Raw genomic sequence first — 17,813 nt, forward strand, 5'->3', positions numbered from 1 at the left:
CGAAACCCGCGCATTCGCTAAACCATTTTATCACCACCCCTCAGGGCCCTGGATGGAGGCATCGCGAACGGCAGCGGTGGCGACACGGGTAGGAAAATCTGCGGTGAGAGTCACCACTCTTTAGCAATAACCCGGGCAAGCCCGGGTTATTTTTGGTCTGAAAATCAATTCTCGCCGAAATGAATGACGGTCCGAATCGATTTCCCCTCATGCATCAAATCAAAAGCTTCGTTAATCTGCTCCAGCGGCAGGCGGTGGGTGATAAACGGATCGAGGTCGATTTTACCGGCCATCGCGTCTTCAACCATACCCGGCAGCTGGGTACGCCCTTTCACTCCACCGAATGCCGAACCGCGCCATACGCGCCCGGTCACCAGCTGGAACGGACGGGTTTTGATCTCCTGGCCCGCACCGGCCACGCCGATAATCACGCTTTCGCCCCAGCCTTTATGGCAGCACTCGAGCGCCGCACGCATCACGTTGACGTTGCCAATACATTCGAAGCTGAAGTCCACGCCGCCATCGGTGAGCTCAACGATCACATCCTGAACCGGCTTATCATAATCATTCGGGTTGATAAAATCGGTCGCCCCCATCTCTTTGGCGAGGGTGAATTTTTCCGGGTTGGTATCAACCGCCAGAATGCGCCCGGCTTTCGCCTGCACCGCCCCCTGGATAACCGCCAGACCAATCCCGCCGAGGCCGAAGACCGCCACGGTATCGCCCTCTTTGACCTTCGCGGTATTGTGAACGGCACCGATACCGGTGGTCACGCCGCAGCCCAGCAGACAGACTTTATCCAGCGGCGCCTGCGGGTTCACCTTCGCCAGTGAAATTTCGGCTACCACGGTGTATTCGCTGAAGGTGCTGGTGCCCATATAGTGGTAAACCGGCTCGCCGTTATAGGAGAAACGGGTGGTGCCATCCGGCATCAGACCTTTCCCCTGGGTGGCACGTACTGCCTGGCAGAGGTTAGTTTTACCGGATTTACAGAATTTGCACTCGCGGCACTCTGCGGTATACAGCGGGATAACGTGATCGCCAGGCTGCAGGCTGGTGACGCCTTCGCCAACTTCGACCACGATACCGCCGCCTTCATGACCCAGCACGGCCGGGAACACCCCTTCCGGATCGTCACCGGAGAGCGTAAACGCATCGGTATGGCAGACGCCGGTGTGGGTAATTTTGACCAGCACCTCGCCTTTTTTCGGCGGAGCAACATCAATTTCAACAATCTTCAGCGGCTGGCCGGGGCCAAACGCGACAGCTGCACGTGATTTCATAACCGTCTCTTCCTTCGTGATGATTTATTTTAAATAAGATCGTAGCAGATGACCGACTTCCGCCATTCTGGCCGCTCGCTGATCCGGGGTTGTTTCGCCGCTGACCAGCTCGTCCTGAAGGTGGATTTCTACCATTTCGCCCATCAGGCCGTTGGTCGCCCCGCGGATGGAGGCAATCTGCTGCAAAATCGACATGCAGGACTCGCCGGACTCCAGCGCCCTTTCCAGGGCTTCAACCTGCCCGCGAATGCGACGTACGCGGCTGAGCGCGCGTTTTTTGTCTTCAGGTGAATGTGGCACGATGACGCCCTCAATATTATATAGGGGGGTATACTATATTTTATTAAGCAAAGTAGCAAACTGAAACGCCGCTTTATACCGTAGCACGGCGGCGAGCCGTGGCGGTTAGCTGAGCCGGAGCGCCATTTCCACGCAGCGTAAATCCGCCTTCGCCAGCTTTGACGGCAGCAGCTTTTCGCGCACGGCGACAAAACCATGGCGCAGATAAAACCCGGTCGCATTCGGCGTCGCTTCCAGCGTCAGGCGCGGGAGATTCCGCCGCCGCGCTTCGGCGATAATGGTCGTCAAAATCATTCCGGCGCAACCTTTTCCGCCCCATTCGGGCAACGTAAAGATGGCTTCCACGCTGGCCGCGCGGAGATCAAGAAAGCCGGTCGCCACCGGGCGCCCGCTCAATTCCTCAACGACAAAAAAGGGATTGTCGCGCACCGCATGGCGATACCCTTCCGGCATCGTATCCGGCGTCCAGGCCTCGAGGACCGCGGCTGCGTAGCTCTCACGACAGCCGTTGCGAATGGCCTGATTGCGGATGTTCCATAGCGCAGGTGCCTCATCCGGCACGGCAAGTCTGACTTTCATGTTGGACTCCTTTTCCTCAGTCCGTATCAGATCTACCACAACCGGCAGCGGAAGGAATAAAAAAACCCCGCTCGGCGGCGGGGTCAGGAGATCGGGAGTGATTAGCGCTTACGTGGCATCATCCGCAGCAGCGTATTATCTTTCCACAGATAGTGGTGCAGCAGCGCGGCCAGCGCGTGCGCGCCGATGATAAAGTAACCGGTATTCGCCAGCAGGCTATGTACGCCCTTCAGCGTATCCACCAGCTCAAACTGACTTTGCGCCGCAAACGGCATGGTCAGGCCGAAGGCAAACCACGGATTGCCACGGTAATACATCATCACCAGTCCAACGATCGGCTGAGCGATAAACAGCAGATAGATAATCAGATGCCCCAGATGGGCAAAACCGGTCATCATCGGTGACGGTTTCGGTACAATCGGCGGCGCCGGGGACTTCAGTCGGACCAGCAGGCGCGCAACCATCAACACGAGAATGGCCACCCCGCAGGAAACGTGAATCATATTAATGAGCGGACGGTCGCTGCGGGGGAAAAAACCGCGAAGCTCCATGGTGGCATAGGCGCCAACCACCAATAAAAAGACCAGCCAGTGGATACCTATTTGCAGGCCAGTGTATTTATCGCGCATGTTAAACCCTTAACAAAACTGTGATGCCGACAACATAACGACCTTTCCTGAAAAATTCATTAACTTTTACGTACTTATAAAAAACAATTGCCGTTAAGCCTCTATTCTCAGTAAAAGCAATGGGTTACTCCTGTTTCCCATGACCTGTTGCAGGCTCTTTGCCGCCATTTAAGCGCGCCAAAACCTGCTCCCACTCCCGCTTTTATCACCTAATCTCACCCATAAATAGCGCGATCTCTTTTTAATTGATTCCGCAACGTATTGATGTGTCGCCAGATTTAGCCGTTTCAGGTCTTGATATTGCAGCCAGGCCCGTCTCGCCTTGCGTGACAACGTCACACACCGCGCCAGCGTCCGGCGGCTGATGTCATGGTTTTTGCTTGTGATGACGGGAGATGAGAGAGCTGTCGGCCCGGCGGCAATCAGGAGATTAAAAACAATGCGGTAGCCAGGCCGGCTTCAGAAATCATCCATACCGGGCAGGGCCGCACATTAAACAGATTAAATTTTAGCCATACGTGGTACACTGAAACACATTCATTGAAAGGTTAATCATCATGTCTTTTCTCGATTACGCAATGAAGTTCATCGGGGGTGCCTCGACCTCCACAATCACCTGCCCCGTCTGTGGCTTATCATCAACCCAGTCCACCTCTAAGATTCGCTTAAAACAGGCCATGCTGTGCCCTGGATGCAAGGCTATTTTTGTCCCGACACGCTAGCCAGCTTCATACACCGACCCACTTAAACCCCGTGTTCTATACTGAATAAAGACCGGCAGCTGTTAAATCCCTGATGCCTCACGCCCATCCTGAGAGAACGTTTCTGAACTGATTTCGCAACTGCTCCTGCGCGTTAATGTCGCATCAGAGCAACGCTATGAAAATGAATCCCCGAGCATGGTTTAGCCGCGCTCATCCCTTTACGAAAATCCCTGGACGGGAACCCTTCCCGGCCAACGACCCGACCGGTGAAAATAGTCTGCGGCCAGAACTGTTTTCGGCCCTCCAGATGGAACGTTACGGCCAGAAACTGGCGCATACTCATAAGCTGTCGCCGGACAAACTGCCTTACTATCTTCTCAAGCGGCTTGGGGACAACGAGGCCGTGATCACGCATAACTGTTATGCGCTCAATGCCGGGAAAAAATCGAGTATCATGCCCGCAGGCGAGTGGCTTCTTGATAATTATTACCTGATTGAGGAGCAAATTCGTATTGTCCGCCAGCACTTGCCGAAAAGCTTTGGCAAAGGTCTCCCCGCCCTGATTTCACCCCACCAGTGCCCGCGCATTTACGATATCGCCTCTGAAGCGATTGCCCACGGAGACGGACGCTGGGACGTAGCCAGCCTCACCAGCTATATCGCCGCCTATCAGCAGGTGACGCCGCTGACGTTAGGCGAGGTCTGGGCTTTACCGGGCATGCTGCGTCTGTCGCTGATCGAAAACCTGCGTCGTGTCAGTATCGAAGTAGTAAAAGCGCAGCAAGAGCGCAGCCTGGCGGACACATGGCTCACGCGGATTTTCGAATGTGCGGAGAATACGCCCGCCGATTTAATCATGGTGGTGGCCGACATGGCGCGCGCCCGCCCGCCGCTCAGCAGTGCGTTTGTCGCAGAACTGGTCCGCCGCCTGCAGGGTCATGGCAATGCGCTGGCGCTGCCGTTGACCTGGATGGACCAGCGCCTTGCTGAACAGGGCGTGACGACCGAGGTTCTCATTCACCGCTTCAATCAACAGCTTGCCGCCAGCCAGCTTTCTGTCAGCAACAGCATCGCAGGTTTACGTTTGCTGAGCGAAACAAACTGGGCCGATTTTGCCGAGACGATCAGCGTTGTGGAACAGACATTGCGTCTTGACCCGGCCGCTACCTATTCCCGGATGCACTTTGATACCCGGGATCATTACCGGCATGTCATCGAGATTCTGGCCAGAGACAGTCGGTTCAGCGAGCCAGAGGTTGCCAGCCGGGTGCTGGCGCTTTCTCTGGAAAACGCGCCCGCCACGCCGGGATATCATGTGGGTTATTATCTGGCAGGTGAAGGCCGCGAGCAGCTGGAAGTGCAACTCTGCGCTGACACCCCTGGACTTATCCGGCTGCGCCACAGTTTCAACAAAATCCCCTTGTTATCATGGCTCGGCAGTCTCAGCCTGTTGACGACAGCCGTTACGGCCGGAATCCTGCACGCCACAGCGCAACAGGGAATGGGCTGGATACTGATACTTTTGGCTTTACCGCTTATTGTGGCGGTCAGCCAGTTAATTAGCGATCTACTAAGCGAAGCGACCACCCGTTTTCGCATTCCCCGCCCTTTGCCACGAATGGATTTTTCAGCGGGGATTCCCGCTGACTGTGCGACGATGGTCGTGATCCCCTGTATGCTGACCAGCCACGCAGGCATCAGTCAGCTCCTCACTAGTCTCGAAGTATGCTGGCTGGGCAATCAGAATGAACACCTCCGCTTCGCTCTTCTCACCGATTTTGCTGATTCAACAGTTGAAAATCCGCCAGAAAACGCCCTGCTGCTCAGGCAGGCCATCTCGGAAACAGAGGCGCTTAACCGACGTTATCCAGCCAGCCGCCCACGCTTTTATCTTCTGCACCGACAGCCTGAATGGGTTCCGGCGCAGGAAACCTGGATGGGGCATGAACGTAAGCGGGGAAAACTGGCATTGTTGAACAACTGGTTGCGCCACCCGGCAACACAGTTTTCCAGTGTCGCCGGGCTGCCCGCGCACCAGCTGCCGGGCCCGATTAAATATGTCATAACCCTGGACAGCGATACGGTTTTGCCACGCGACACCGCACATAAACTGGTGGCCACCATGGCGCACCCGCTGAACCAGCCCGTGTATGATCCGCTGCGACAGAGAGTCGTCAAAGGGTATGGTATTTTGCAGCCCGGACTGGCAGAGGAGATGCCGCGCAACGGACAGGGGCGCTATGCTGCCCTGCGCAGCAGCGTACCGGGTAATAATCCCTATTCAATGATGTCTTCGGACATCTATCAGGATCTCTTCGGCGAAGGGTCGTTCGTTGGCAAAGGGATTTATGACGTCGATATCTTTGTCCAGGCCACAGCCAACGCCTGCCCGGAAAATCTGGTTCTCAGCCATGACTTACTCGAAGGGTGCTATGCCCGGTCCGGGCTACTCAGTGAAGTTTTACTCTACGAACAATACCCAAACAACTATCTGTCAGACGTTGCGCGTCGTATGCGCTGGATCCGTGGCGACTGGCAGCTGCTTAACTGGCTCTACCCGTACGTCAGAAAAGCGGATGGAACGCGGGATAAAAATCCGTTATCCCCGCTCTCCTGGTGGAAGTTATTTGATAATTTACGCCGTAGCCTGGTCGCCCCCTCTTTACTGGTACTTCTTTTTTGTTCCCTGCTCTGGGTTCCCAATCCGCTCTACTGGCTTGGCGCGCTGACGCTGGTGTGGTTATTGCCCGCAGCCCTGAGTATTCTTCACGACCTTCTTCATAAACCCTCTCGTCGCCCGTTGCGGCTACATCTTCCGCTTGTCGCCGCCGGAGCGCTGAAGCGGCTCTCCCGTATTGCACTCAATTTTGTGATACTGCCGCACGAGGCCGGATATTCATGCTATGCCATTGCCGTGACGCTCTGGCGTCTTGCTATCAGTCAGCGCAATCTCATCCAGTGGGCCAGCCACGCGCCGGACAGCCCGCAATCCAACCTTTCGGTGCTGCGTTTTTATCGGGCGATGTGGCTCAATGTGGTCACCGGGGTCGCCCTGACGATGATGACGTATCATTTTACCCCACCGCTGCTGGCTATCGCCCTGCCCGTCACGATTCTGTGGTGTCTGGCGCCGCTGATGATGCGCTGGTTAAGCCGCCAGCCTGCGCGTAGGACGGTATCACTGAATGCGGACCAGAAGCAGCTGCTGCGTCAGACGAGCCGCGAAATCTGGGCCTTCTTTGAGACCTTTGCCACGGCAAAAGAAAACTGGCTTCCCCCGGATAATTATCAGGAAATACCGCAGCCCACCGTCGCACATCGCACCTCCCCCACCAATATCGGGCTCTCCCTGATGGCCAACCTGACCGCCTGGGATTTTGGCTACCTGCCCGGGGGTGAGGTTTTGCAACGCGTGACGCTGACGCTCGACTCGCTGGATAAAATGGAACACTTCCGCGGCCACCTCTTTAACTGGTATGACACCCGCACGCTCGCGCCCCTCAACCCACGCTATGTCTCAAGCGTTGACAGCGGCAATATGGCGGGTCATTTACTGACATTACGCGAAGGCCTGTCCGCGATGCGTTATCAGCCGGTGTTGAACAGCGAGCAGCTGCTGGCGGGGCTGAACGACACGCTGATTATTCTGGAAAAATACTGGGGCCAAAACGCGCCAACCGGTCTGCGACTGCTGCGCAAACACTGCCTTAACGCGGTATCGTTGCCCGCGGGGCAGCTGTTCGGCGAACTGAAGAAAATGCGCGCTCAGTGTAACCATCTGACGACACAGTGTGCTCAGGAAAACCCGCTGGTGGTGCGCTGGACAGCGCACCTTGAACATCAGCTGGTGCAGCTGTGCCATGAATGGTCGCATCTACTGGGCTGGTTACCCCAGGCGTATAACCAACCGCAGCTACCGACGCTGAGCTGGCTCGCCGGCGCGAGCTATCGCGGCGAAGGAACGCCTCCGGCATCGGTTACGGCGCTGGCCCGCATGCGGCTGAAGATTATCACTGAACTTGAACAGCGTCTGAACGATCATGCGAGAATGGATTTTGCGTTTCTGTACAGCGAAGCAACCTGTCTGCTCAGCGTCGGCTATAACTGTGATACCAATACCGCGGATAAAAGCCATTACGATCTGCTGCCCTCTGAAATCCGCCTGACCAGTTTTCTCGCCATCGCGACGAATCAGCTACCGTTAAAAAGCTGGTATGCCCTGGGACGGTTGTTCACCACCATTGATCATGAAACCGCGCTGATGTCATGGAGCGGTTCGATGTTTGAATACCTGATGCCGAATCTGGTGATGCCCACCTGGCCCGGCTCTCTTCTTGATGAGATGAGCCAGTCAGCGGTGAAACGTCAGATACACTGGGGCAAAGAGCGTGGCGTGCCCTGGGGGGTCTCGGAGTCCGGCTATCATGCTTTTGATGTTCAGCACAATTATCAGTACCAGGCATTTGGCGTACCGGGCCTCGGTCTGCGGCGAGGTCTGGCCGATGATATGGTGATCGCCCCGTACGCAACGCTGCTGGCTCTCATGGTCTCCCCACACAAAGCCTGCGACAATTTGCTCAGTCTGGAAAAAAACGGCGCGCGCGGCGAATACGGTTTTTATGAAGCGCTGGACTATACTCCCTCCCGCCTCGCAACCGGGCAACTGTATGCCGTCGTTCAGTCCTGGATGGCGCATCATCAGGGGATGGCATTTCAGGCGCTGGCTCACGTGCTGCTCAACGCCCCGATGACAGAGCGATTCATGTCCAGTACCGCCTTCCGCTCGGCGAGCCTGTTGTTGCAGGAACGCGTCCCGGATGCGGTCGATCTTTACAGCCCGCGCCGTCATTTCGAATCCCATGAAGGGAGGGTCAAACCGGTTCGCTATGAACCGCGTATTTTCAGCGGAGCAGATACCCCGGTCCCTGAAGTGCAGCTGTTGTCCAACGGCCATTACCATCTGATGCTGACCCCTGGCGGCGGCGGTTACAGCCGCTGGAACAATCTTGCCCTCACGCGCTGGCGCAGCGATACGACCCGGGATAACTGGGGAGCATTCTGCTATATCCGCGATGCGCAAACGGACGAAGTCTGGAGCAATACCTGGCATCCTGTCGGCACAGATGCCGATGGCGGCGACGAAGCGATCTTTACCGATGCCGGCGCTGAGTTCCGCCGTACTTTCGGATCGCTGATCGTCAGAACTCAGATTGTGGTCTCTCCGGAAGATGATATTGAACTGCGGCGGCTCACCCTGGTACACAGAGGACGCTTGCCCCGAGAGCTTGAACAGACAACCTATTGCGAAGTGGTGCTGGCCCCTGATGCCAGCGATCGGGCGCATCCGGCATTCAGCAACTTGTTTATTCAGACGGAGATTAACCCCGATCGTGACGCGATCCTGTGTCATCGCCGCCCGCGCTCGCCGGATGAACAAACCCCCTGCATGCTGCACATGGTGGTTGTGCATGGTAACAGCAGTAAGAGTATCTCGTTTGAAACTGACAGAGCCCTGTTTCTGGGTCGCGGCAAAACCCCTTCAGATGCGCAGACCGCCGGGAAAAGTGGCGCACTCAGCAATACCTCAGGCGCGGTACTGGATCCGATTCTGGCGATACGCCACGCGATTACCCTGCTGCCGGGACAACCGGTCACGGTTGATATCGTGTATGGCATCGGCGAAAGCCGCCAGCAAAGTCTGGCGTTACTGGAAAAATATCGAGATCACCCCATTGCTGACCGTATCTTTGAGCTGGCGTGGTCCCATAGCCTGGTGGTATTACGCCAGATGAATGCCAGTGAAGATGATGCCACGCTGTTTAACCGTCTCGCCAGCGCGGTGCTGTATCCCTGTCAGGAACTGCGGGCCGACGGCCAGATTATCAGCCGTAACCGGCGAGGCCAGTCCGGCCTGTGGGGCTGGGCCATTTCAGGCGATCTGCCGATAGTGCTGCTCAGCATCACCAGCGAAGAGAGTATCGCCTCGGTCACCACCCTGGTACAGGCGCACCGATACTGGCGTCAGAAAGGGCTGGAGGTTGATTTGGTGATCCTCAATGAGAGTCCCGGCGGCTATCAGCAGATCCTGCAGAACCAGATAATGGATTTAATTTATGCCCGCTCAGGAGCCAGCCTGCTGGATAAGTCGGGCGGCATTTTTGTCCGTAATGGCGAACATCTCTCCGCCGAAGATAAGCAGCTTCTGATGAGCGTGGCCTGTTTGTATCTTGATGATCGCGCAGGCGGACTCAGTGAACAGCTTAACCAGCGCATTCATACGTTAACCCCGCCGACCCGCTTATTCATTGCCCACGCGGTGGCACAGAAAAACCACCACGTCGACTGGACACCGGATAGCGATAAGTTACGCCACTTCAACGGGTTCGGAGGTTTTTCAGAAGATGGTCGGGAGTATCAGATTGTCCTCAGCGAAAACCAGCCGACGCCAGCGCCGTGGTCAAATGTACTGGCTAATCCCGGTTTTGGCAGCGTTATCTCGGAGGCGGGGCAAGCCTACAGCTGGTATGAGAATGCTCATGAGTACCGGTTAACGCCGTGGGAGAACGATCCGGTAAGCGACCGCAGCGGCGAAGCCTTTTATCTGCGCGATGAAGAGAGCGGCGCATGCTGGTCGCCGACGGTATTGCCGGTTCGCGGGCACGGTGATTACCTCACCCGCCACGGGTTTGGCTACAGCGTGTTTTCCCATCGCGAGAGCGGTATAGACAGTGAGCTGACGGTACTGGTCGCCGAACAGGCTGCGGTTAAACTGGCGATCCTGACGCTCAGCAACAACTCGGGGCGAACACGTAAACTGTCGGTCACCGGCTATGCTGAATGGACGCTCGGAGATTTACGAACCCGCACCGCCTCCCATATCGTGACGTATCCCGTCAACCATTCCGCTGGTTGCGGGGTGATGGCCAATAATTTTTACGGCGCTAACGGCGGCGAGCGCACGGCATTCTTTGCCGTCAGCGGTTCTTACTGCTCGCTGACCGGCGACCGCCGCGAGTTTATTGGACGCAATGGCTCATTGCAAAATCCGCAGGCGATGGCACTGCGCAGGCTCTCGGGTAAAACAGGCGCCGGCCTGGATCCCTGCGCCGCAGTACAATCCGCAGCGACCTTAATTGATGGCGATCAGCGGACGTTTATCTTCGTCCTTGGCGCGGAAGAAAACCATAGCCGGGCTCAGGAGACCCTGGCCCGCTATCTGAATGAAGATACCGTCCGTCAGGAACTGAACCATGTTCACCGCTACTGGCATAACGCGCTCGATAAAATCGTGGTGACGACGCCGGATACCACCGTGAATTTACTGGTCAACGGCTGGCTGCTGTATCAGACGATGGCCTGTCGCCTTATGGCACGTAGCGGCTACTATCAATCCGGCGGCGCATTTGGTTTTCGCGATCAGCTGCAGGATACGCTGGCTCTCAGCCACGCCGCGCCGGAAAAAATGCGTGAACAAATTGTACTCTGCGCCTCCCGGCAGTTTATTGAAGGAGATGTGCAGCACTGGTGGCATCCCCCGCACGGTAACGGCGTACGGACACGTTGTTCTGATGACTACCTCTGGCTCCCGTTTGCCGTCTGTCACTATGTCGAAACGATCGGCGACCCGGAAATACTGGACCTGAATATCCCTTATCTACAGGGGCGCCCGCTCCCCGCTGGCGAAGAGTCGGTCTACGATACCCCGGTCCAGAGCAGTAGCGAAGAGACGCTCTGGTTACACTGCGTCAAAGCCATTGAGCACGGATTACAGTCCGGACAGCACGGTCTCCCGCTGATGGGCGCGGGGGACTGGAATGACGGGATGAACCGGGTTGGCATTGAGGGTAAAGGTGAAAGCGTCTGGCTGGGCTTCTTCCTGTACGATATTTTACAACGCTTCGCTTCCCTTGCCGATCGGCGGCAGGATGACGCTGTCGCGTCCCTGTGTCGTCGCGAGGCGCTGCGTTTGCAAAACAGTCTCGACGCCTCCGCATGGGACGGTGAATGGTACCGACGAGGATATTTTGACGATGGGACCCCCCTGGGGTCAAAAGCTGCGCAGGACTGCCGGATTGATGCCATTGCCCAGAGCTGGTCGGTACTCTCTGGCGCGGTCAGCCGGGCGCACAGCGACCTGGCGATGCAGGCGCTGGATAAGTACCTGGTGGATAACGAGGGTGGATTAATCAAACTCTTAACCCCGCCGTTCGACGGCCACGGCCCTAATCCGGGCTACATTCAGGGCTACCTGCCCGGCGTGCGGGAAAACGGAGGGCAGTATACTCACGGCGCCATATGGGCGGTGATGGCGTTTGCCCGAATGGGGAACGCAGAACGCGCGTGGCAGCTGTGGTCGATGATCAATCCGATAAACCACGCGCTGGATGCCGATGGCGTGGAAAAATATAAGGCGGAGCCCTATGTCATGAGTGCGGATGTCTACAGTGTCGCCCCGCATACCGGCCGGGCCGGGTGGAGCTGGTATACCGGTTCAGCGGGCTGGGCATATCGTCTGCTGACAGAGGAGCTGCTGGGGATAAAACGCGGCGCGACGTCCTTCACCGTTCACGCGCTGCTGCCTGACAGCTGGCCCTCTTTTACCTTGACCTATCAATACCGCGAGAGTCAGTATCGTATTACCGTCTCACGTGGCGTCGGGCCATATCAGGCCACGCTGGATGGCCTCCTCCTCGCGGACGATTCCATTCCGCTGTTGGATGACGGACAGTCCCACACCCTTGATATCATTCAGAACTGACGCCAGTTAACCCGCGCATTAACGCCTGTCGTTAATGCGCGAATTATTTTTGCCCTTATTCATCGCGCGCTGAATCGAGAAATTATCCGGCTGTTATTTGGTTAACCCGGTTAACGGCGGTGAGACAATATGATTTCCTTATAAATTTCTCCCCACCGCGTGTTGCTGTACCAATATGCGTTAACGGCTCGCTTTTACCCTCTGCAGCAGAGAAATATAATAAAAAGAATAATAGTCAACAAAGGCGTATAATAAATAACACCTCCCTCAGAGAATTAATTTATGTCTTACACCAGTGGAATCAGACATTTCAAAGAAAGACCGGTGCATGTCACTTGCCCGGCCTGTTCCTGCATCGCAGACCAGAAGGCCGGTAAATTACGCAAAGATGCGATTCTGCAATGCCCGCAATGCGGATTATTATTCCGCCCCTCAGAGTGTTGGTGTATTGGCGGCTGAGCAGCACACCAGCACTTTAAAGCGCAACTCTTTAAAAACAGCAACATACCTGTTTTATCAGCGTAATAAAGGAAAGGCTTATGAAAACCAGAAAAGATGTTTTTATTGAAGGCGATATTCTTGCCAGCCGTCATCCTGGCGAAGTGAACCAGCCTTTCTGCATCCATAGGGTAAGGTTTAACAATGGTAAATATGCCATTATTCGAGCAGCGACAGGGCTATGTTTCCTTCCAGGAGAAATGATTCAACGGCAGGGGAACGAATGGTTTTACAACCGTGTGAAAATTCGTTTGCTCGGCTTTGAATATCTTGATGAAAAAGAATCCGCCAGGCAATTTATTGAATATTTTTGATATTAATGAAGCCGTTACCAGAAATAACATCTGCGCTGTAAACAGGTGCCATTAAACCGACACTGAGTCCTCCGTTTTTGCCGCCCGGGTTCACCCGGCGCCGCGGCCGTCCCTCGGCCTGACTGAGTGCATAAATTGTCTGAATCACCTTAACACGTTGGTTGAAAGGAGGAATCCTGTTTGTGGCGCTGACTGATGTCCAGAGAGGCAACCTGCGGTGAAGGCCATCCGCAAATGTTTCTTCTGGCCGCGTGATGCGTATAATTCGCCCTCTACGTTCACCGATCGCTGCTGGCTAATGGTATGAATCTCAATCGCTTCTGTTATTTACTCCTCGTCTGCGCGGCGACCGGGAGTCTGTTTACTCCGCATCCTTATATCACGTGGTTCCTGCTGGTCAGCGTACTGACGCTGGTGATTTACGGCATGGATAAAATGGCGGCACGCAAGGCCTGGCGTCGGGTGCCAGAATCTACCTTGCTGGTATTCGGCTTTGTGGGCGGATGGCCTGGCGCGATGGTCGGTCAACAGGTGTTCCGCCATAAAACGCAAAAACAGCCCTTTAAAACTTACTTCATCATCAGCGTGATATTGAGTATTCTCGCGACGCTGGCGGTTTATCAGTTCTCTCCGTTCTCTTCTTCGACCGCTTCCCGTTCGGTTTTCCCCAGTGCGAGTGCCTCGCCTTCAGATTTTGCCCATAATGTCAGGCAGTAAGGATTCGATGGCGCTGATGATGCTTCTGACCCTTTGAGGGATAAAGCGGGCGTCGGGATAGACGGCGTAAAGGAAGCGGTCAGGTAAGCGCCAGGCAGGTAATACCGGCACCAGCCTGCCGGATTGTACCGCCCTGGCTGCCAGCGGGAGCTGCATGCCGCCGATCCCGAGGCCTGACTCAATCGCCTGTCGCAGAGCCTCACTGGTGTTGGCCCGGAAAACGGTATTCACTTTCACATCGACAGCGTCCTGACCCGAGACCAGACGGAGCGGTGCTTCCAGCGGGATAGCGCTGAAGCGCACGTGCGGATGCATCGCCAGCTCGTTGACGGAATGCAGCGGTGTAAAATCAGGTGCGGCAAAGAGCGCCGTTTCAATACGCGCCAGCACGCGCGCCGCATGCGCTTGCGGCGGCTCATGGCTCAGCCGCAGCGCGACGTCTACCCCTTCAGTAACCAGATCGGCGATGCGGTCATCCAGTGACAGCATCAGATGCAAGCCTGGATTCTCTTTCTGCAGCGCCAGCAGGTGTGGCATAAAAATCTGTCCCAGACCGCTCGGCAACTGCACATGTACCCGGCCCTGAAACTGATGATCGCCAGGGTTCAACCGCCTTTCCGCTTCCCGCATGGCCTCGAGCAAAAGCTGCATATCACGGCGGTAGATTTCCCCCTGCCCGGTCAGCGCCATCACCCGCGTAGTACGATGCAGCAATACCACGCCAAGCGACTCTTCAAGGGCCGCAATCTGCTGACTGACAGCAGATTGCTTCATCCCGCTCTGGCGGGCGGCCGCAGAAAAGGAACCCGCTTCGGCTACGCGTAAAAAAGTGGCTATCGCATTGAGCTTATTATTCATTTAATGATTCTGCTTATAAGTGCCATCAGTTTCAGGGGATATGTGGGAAAAAAATAATATATCACACTGTTTCCGTCACCTTCCCTGGAGAATCACGATGAATAAGACACAACAACAGAAAGTCGCGCTGGTCGCCGGCGCCAACGGCATTATCGGCAACCAGCTCGTCAAAACGCTTCTGCGTAATGGGTGGGAGGTCATCGGACTGAGCCGCCATGCCCTCTCCCACCCTGACGGCATTCCGATGGTCGAGGTTGATTTACTCGATGCCGCGGGCAGCGCGCGGGCGCTGCGGCCCCTTAGCGATATCACCCATATTTTTTATAGTGCCTGGGTGAATGCTGCAAACTGGACGGAGATGGTTGCCCCGAACGTCACCATGCTGCGTAATCTGGTCAGTCAAATCGAGCACAGGGCTCCGCTGCAAGCGATCAGTCTGATGCAAGGATACAAGGTCTATGGCGCGCATCTTGGACCGTTTAAAACTCCGGCGCGTGAAAGCGATCCTGGCGTCCCTGGCGCTGAATTTAACGCCGCCCAGCTCGCGTGGCTCAGCCATTTTCAACGAGGTAAAACGTGGCACTGGAATGCCATCAGGCCTGGCGTGGTGGGTAGCGCGGTGCCGGGCAATACCATGAATCTTGTCCTGAGTATCGCCCTGTACGCCTCGCTGTGCCGGGCTCTGAATCTGCCGCTGCGTTTTCCCGGCTCGCCACAGACCTGGCACAGCATCGTCGATTTCACGGATGCCGGATTGTTGGCAGAAGCGACACTGTGGGCAGCCACCTCCCCCGAGGCGCAGAATCAGGCTTTCAACGTCAATAACGGTGACGTCTGGCGCTGGAGCGAACTATGGCCGCTGATCGCACGCTGGTTCGCACTGGAGGTCGCCCCGCCGGTCAGGCTCTCCTTTCAGCAGTTATTTAAGGACTATCGCGCGCAATGGCGCGACCTTGCCGGACAGCGGCTGGTGGAGCCGGAACTTTTACGGTTAAGCGACGGCAATTTTGCCGATTTCGTCTTTAGCTGGAATGACGACATGTTTGGCGATGGCAGTAAGCTGCGCCGGGCGGGCTTCCCTCGGATGCAGGCAACCGACGAAATGTTTTTCAGTCTGTTCACGCAGCTGAGAGAGGCACGTATTATCCCCTGAAAGCGCGTGGCGCTGAAATAAAAACCGCAGCGCGCCGGCCTGTGCCGGAGAACGGTCACCGGGGGAGGTTGCGCGCGATGCTCTCCCGGCACCAGCCGGTGAAGGGGCAGATTACCGGCTTAGTCCCGATGTTTTCCCGGCATCATTCGCAGTATTCAGGGTAAATCCCCTTAAACTCCAGCGCCGCGTAAGTGATTACGATGAGCAGTAATACCAGCCAGTGTAGTGCTATCTGACGACCTGAATATTTTCTCAATTTTATCGCTTAATGGTCATTCAGGCCATGGCCTGACCGGCGAGAGAACCGGCCCCCATGGATAAAGCCATGGCCATTGCGCTCCAGAAAGTGATTCTGATTATTGCCTTCATCGGTGACGCATGGCCCGCAGTCGATGAGATATAGCCAAGAATAACCAGCGAAAAAAGCGTGGAGAGAATAACGAACGGAAAAACCAGCGTTGCCGGCGCTAGCCATGCGATGATGACCGGCAACAGCGCGCCGGCGGAAAAGCTGAACGCTGAAAACATCGCGGCCTGCAGCGGCTGCGCCGAATTTGTCTCCGTCAGCCCCAGCTCTTCCCGGGCATGAGCGTCCAGCGCATCCTTCGCCATAAGCTGTTCCGCGACCCGGTATGCCAGAGCCGACTCCAGTCCGCGCTGCCTGTACAGCGAAGCCAGTTCCTGCACCTCTTCCTCATAATTTGCCGCCAGCTCTCTTTTCTCCTGACTGAGCGCCGCGTGTTCGCTATCCGCCTGCGATGAGACGGAAACATATTCGCCGGTTGCCATCGACATGGCGCCCGCAACCAGCCCAGCCACGCCGGCGAGTAAAATACCCGACGGCGAAGTGCCCGCTGCGGCGACCCCGAGCACCAGACTGGCGGTCGACACGATGCCATCGTTCGCCCCCAGCACTGCCGCTCTTAGCCACCCTACTTTGCCGATACTGTGTCGTTCCAGATGCATAGTGGTTTTCCTTTCGATCGGGAAATGAGTCATCCTGGCATGACAGATATATAAAAACCGCCTCACTCATAACTTATTCTTTTATCATTAACCTTCCATTAAGATTACGCCAGTATAATCCAGTGCCTGAGGTGAATTATTTAAACGGACAGTTTTATGCGAAATGATAATGGGTATCATGAACGTTCAGCCACCGCACAAAAAAGCACATTAATCAGCGCCGCGGTAAATATTATTTTGTCGTTCATGCAAATTCTTAGCGGTATATTTTCTGGCTCTCAGGGTTTAATTGCTGATGGTATTCATTCTCTTTCTGATTTAGTGGCAGATGTGGTGGTGCTGCTGGCAAATAAAAAGAGCCGTAAACCCTCGGACAGCGACCACCATTACGGCCACTGGCGATACGAGAACGGTGCGTCAATGATTCTCGGAATGATGCTGGTCGCCGTGGGCGTCGGTATGCTGTGGTCGGCTGCGGGAAAATTGCTGCACCCTGCATCACTCTCTGAGGTACATGTGACCGCGCTGTGGGTCGCGCTTGCCGCGCTCGCTATTAAGGAAACGCTGTTCCGCTATATGCGCAGGGTAGCCATCCGTCTCCAGTCCTCTCTGCTGATGGCCAATGCATGGCATGCCCGTTCAGATGCCGCTTCATCGGTTGTTGTCGCGATTGGTATTACCGGGACGCTGGCCGGCTACCCCTGGTTTGATCCAGCGGCGGCTTTTGTGGTCGGATTGCTGATACTGCGCATGGGCTACTCCTTCGCCGCTGACGCGATGCACGATCTGATGGACCGCGCGGTGGATACCGACAAGGAACATGCAATCAAAGCGCTTCTTCTGTCAACGCCGGGGGTCGCCGGGCTTCACGATCTGAAAACGCGAAAAGTGGGAGATCTTATCCTCGTCGATGTGCATCTGGAAGTGCCGGAGCATCTCTCCGTCCGGGATGGCCATGACATTGCGGTGGCGGCTCGGGAACGGGTTTTACACAAGCACGGGGTACTGAATGTCATGGTTCATATTGATCCATGTTCAGTCGCAACGTGACATC

Annotated in this window: 12 protein-coding genes and 1 pseudogene; 7 read left to right on the top strand and 6 right to left on the bottom strand. The window is 55.8% G+C overall.

All coding sequences use genetic code 11. The features are described 5' to 3' along the window. Positions 1-164: 164 nt before the first annotated feature. From Q1L34_RS14425 to cybB, 4 genes are all read right to left on the bottom strand, one after another. Complete coding sequence (locus Q1L34_RS14425; RefSeq protein WP_015584439.1) at positions 165-1,283, bottom strand: S-(hydroxymethyl)glutathione dehydrogenase/class III alcohol dehydrogenase; 1,119 nt, start codon at positions 1,281-1,283, stop codon at positions 165-167. Positions 1,284-1,307: 24 nt separating this feature from the next. Next, complete coding sequence (locus tag Q1L34_RS14430; protein ID WP_004861424.1) at positions 1,308-1,583, bottom strand: metal/formaldehyde-sensitive transcriptional repressor; 276 nt, start codon at positions 1,581-1,583, stop codon at positions 1,308-1,310. Between the two features lie 105 nt (positions 1,584-1,688). Beyond that, entirely contained in the window at positions 1,689-2,162 is a 474-nt protein-coding gene (locus Q1L34_RS14435; RefSeq protein WP_180862241.1) for a GNAT family N-acetyltransferase, read from the bottom strand. A 101-nt stretch (positions 2,163-2,263) separates the two neighbouring features. Then, positions 2,264-2,791, bottom strand: coding sequence for a cytochrome b561 (cybB, locus tag Q1L34_RS14440; protein ID WP_004861420.1), 528 nt, complete (start codon positions 2,789-2,791; stop codon positions 2,264-2,266). 578 nt (positions 2,792-3,369) lie between these two features. Between cybB and Q1L34_RS14445 the strand changes: the two genes are divergently transcribed. From Q1L34_RS14445 to Q1L34_RS14465, 5 genes and pseudogenes are all read left to right on the top strand, one after another. Then, positions 3,370-3,513: a YnfU family zinc-binding protein gene (locus Q1L34_RS14445; protein WP_230132545.1), complete on the top strand. Its 144-nt coding sequence runs from the start codon at positions 3,370-3,372 to the stop codon at positions 3,511-3,513. A gap of 157 nt (positions 3,514-3,670) precedes the next feature. After that, a complete protein-coding gene (locus tag Q1L34_RS14450) occupies positions 3,671-12,253 on the top strand; it encodes a glycoside hydrolase family 94 protein (protein WP_327204121.1) in 8,583 nt (2,860 codons plus the stop codon). A gap of 282 nt (positions 12,254-12,535) precedes the next feature. After that, entirely contained in the window at positions 12,536-12,712 is a 177-nt protein-coding gene (locus tag Q1L34_RS28425) for a YnfU family zinc-binding protein (RefSeq protein WP_213894586.1), read from the top strand. Positions 12,713-12,792: 80 nt separating this feature from the next. Beyond that, positions 12,793-13,065: a hypothetical protein gene (locus Q1L34_RS14460; RefSeq protein ID WP_032717374.1), complete on the top strand. Its 273-nt coding sequence runs from the start codon at positions 12,793-12,795 to the stop codon at positions 13,063-13,065. 303 nt (positions 13,066-13,368) lie between these two features. Further along, positions 13,369-13,707 (top strand): annotated as a pseudogene (locus Q1L34_RS14465) (DUF1294 domain-containing protein); the annotation flags it as partial. A gap of 45 nt (positions 13,708-13,752) precedes the next feature. Here the strand turns inward: Q1L34_RS14465 and Q1L34_RS14470 are convergent. Continuing rightward, entirely contained in the window at positions 13,753-14,640 is an 888-nt protein-coding gene (locus Q1L34_RS14470; RefSeq protein ID WP_015584444.1) for a LysR family transcriptional regulator, read from the bottom strand. A 97-nt stretch (positions 14,641-14,737) separates the two neighbouring features. Between Q1L34_RS14470 and Q1L34_RS14475 the strand changes: the two genes are divergently transcribed. Next, positions 14,738-15,793, top strand: a complete 1,056-nt coding sequence (locus Q1L34_RS14475) for an SDR family oxidoreductase (RefSeq protein WP_305840724.1) — start codon at positions 14,738-14,740, stop codon at positions 15,791-15,793. A 276-nt stretch (positions 15,794-16,069) separates the two neighbouring features. On the opposite strand, the gene Q1L34_RS14485 is transcribed toward Q1L34_RS14475, so the two are convergent. Next, positions 16,070-16,759 (bottom strand): VIT1/CCC1 transporter family protein, encoded by a 690-nt coding sequence (locus tag Q1L34_RS14485; protein WP_004861411.1) that lies wholly within the window; start codon positions 16,757-16,759, stop codon positions 16,070-16,072. A gap of 156 nt (positions 16,760-16,915) precedes the next feature. On the opposite strand from Q1L34_RS14485, the gene Q1L34_RS14490 reads away from it, so the two are divergent. Further along, positions 16,916-17,809 carry a cation diffusion facilitator family transporter gene (locus tag Q1L34_RS14490; protein ID WP_015584446.1) on the top strand — a complete coding sequence of 298 codons (894 nt, stop codon included), beginning with the start codon at positions 16,916-16,918 and terminating at the stop codon, positions 17,807-17,809. Positions 17,810-17,813: the final 4 nt, after the last annotated feature.

The organism is Klebsiella ornithinolytica (assembly GCF_030505655.1).
Classification (GTDB): Bacteria; Pseudomonadota; Gammaproteobacteria; order Enterobacterales; family Enterobacteriaceae; genus Klebsiella; species Klebsiella ornithinolytica.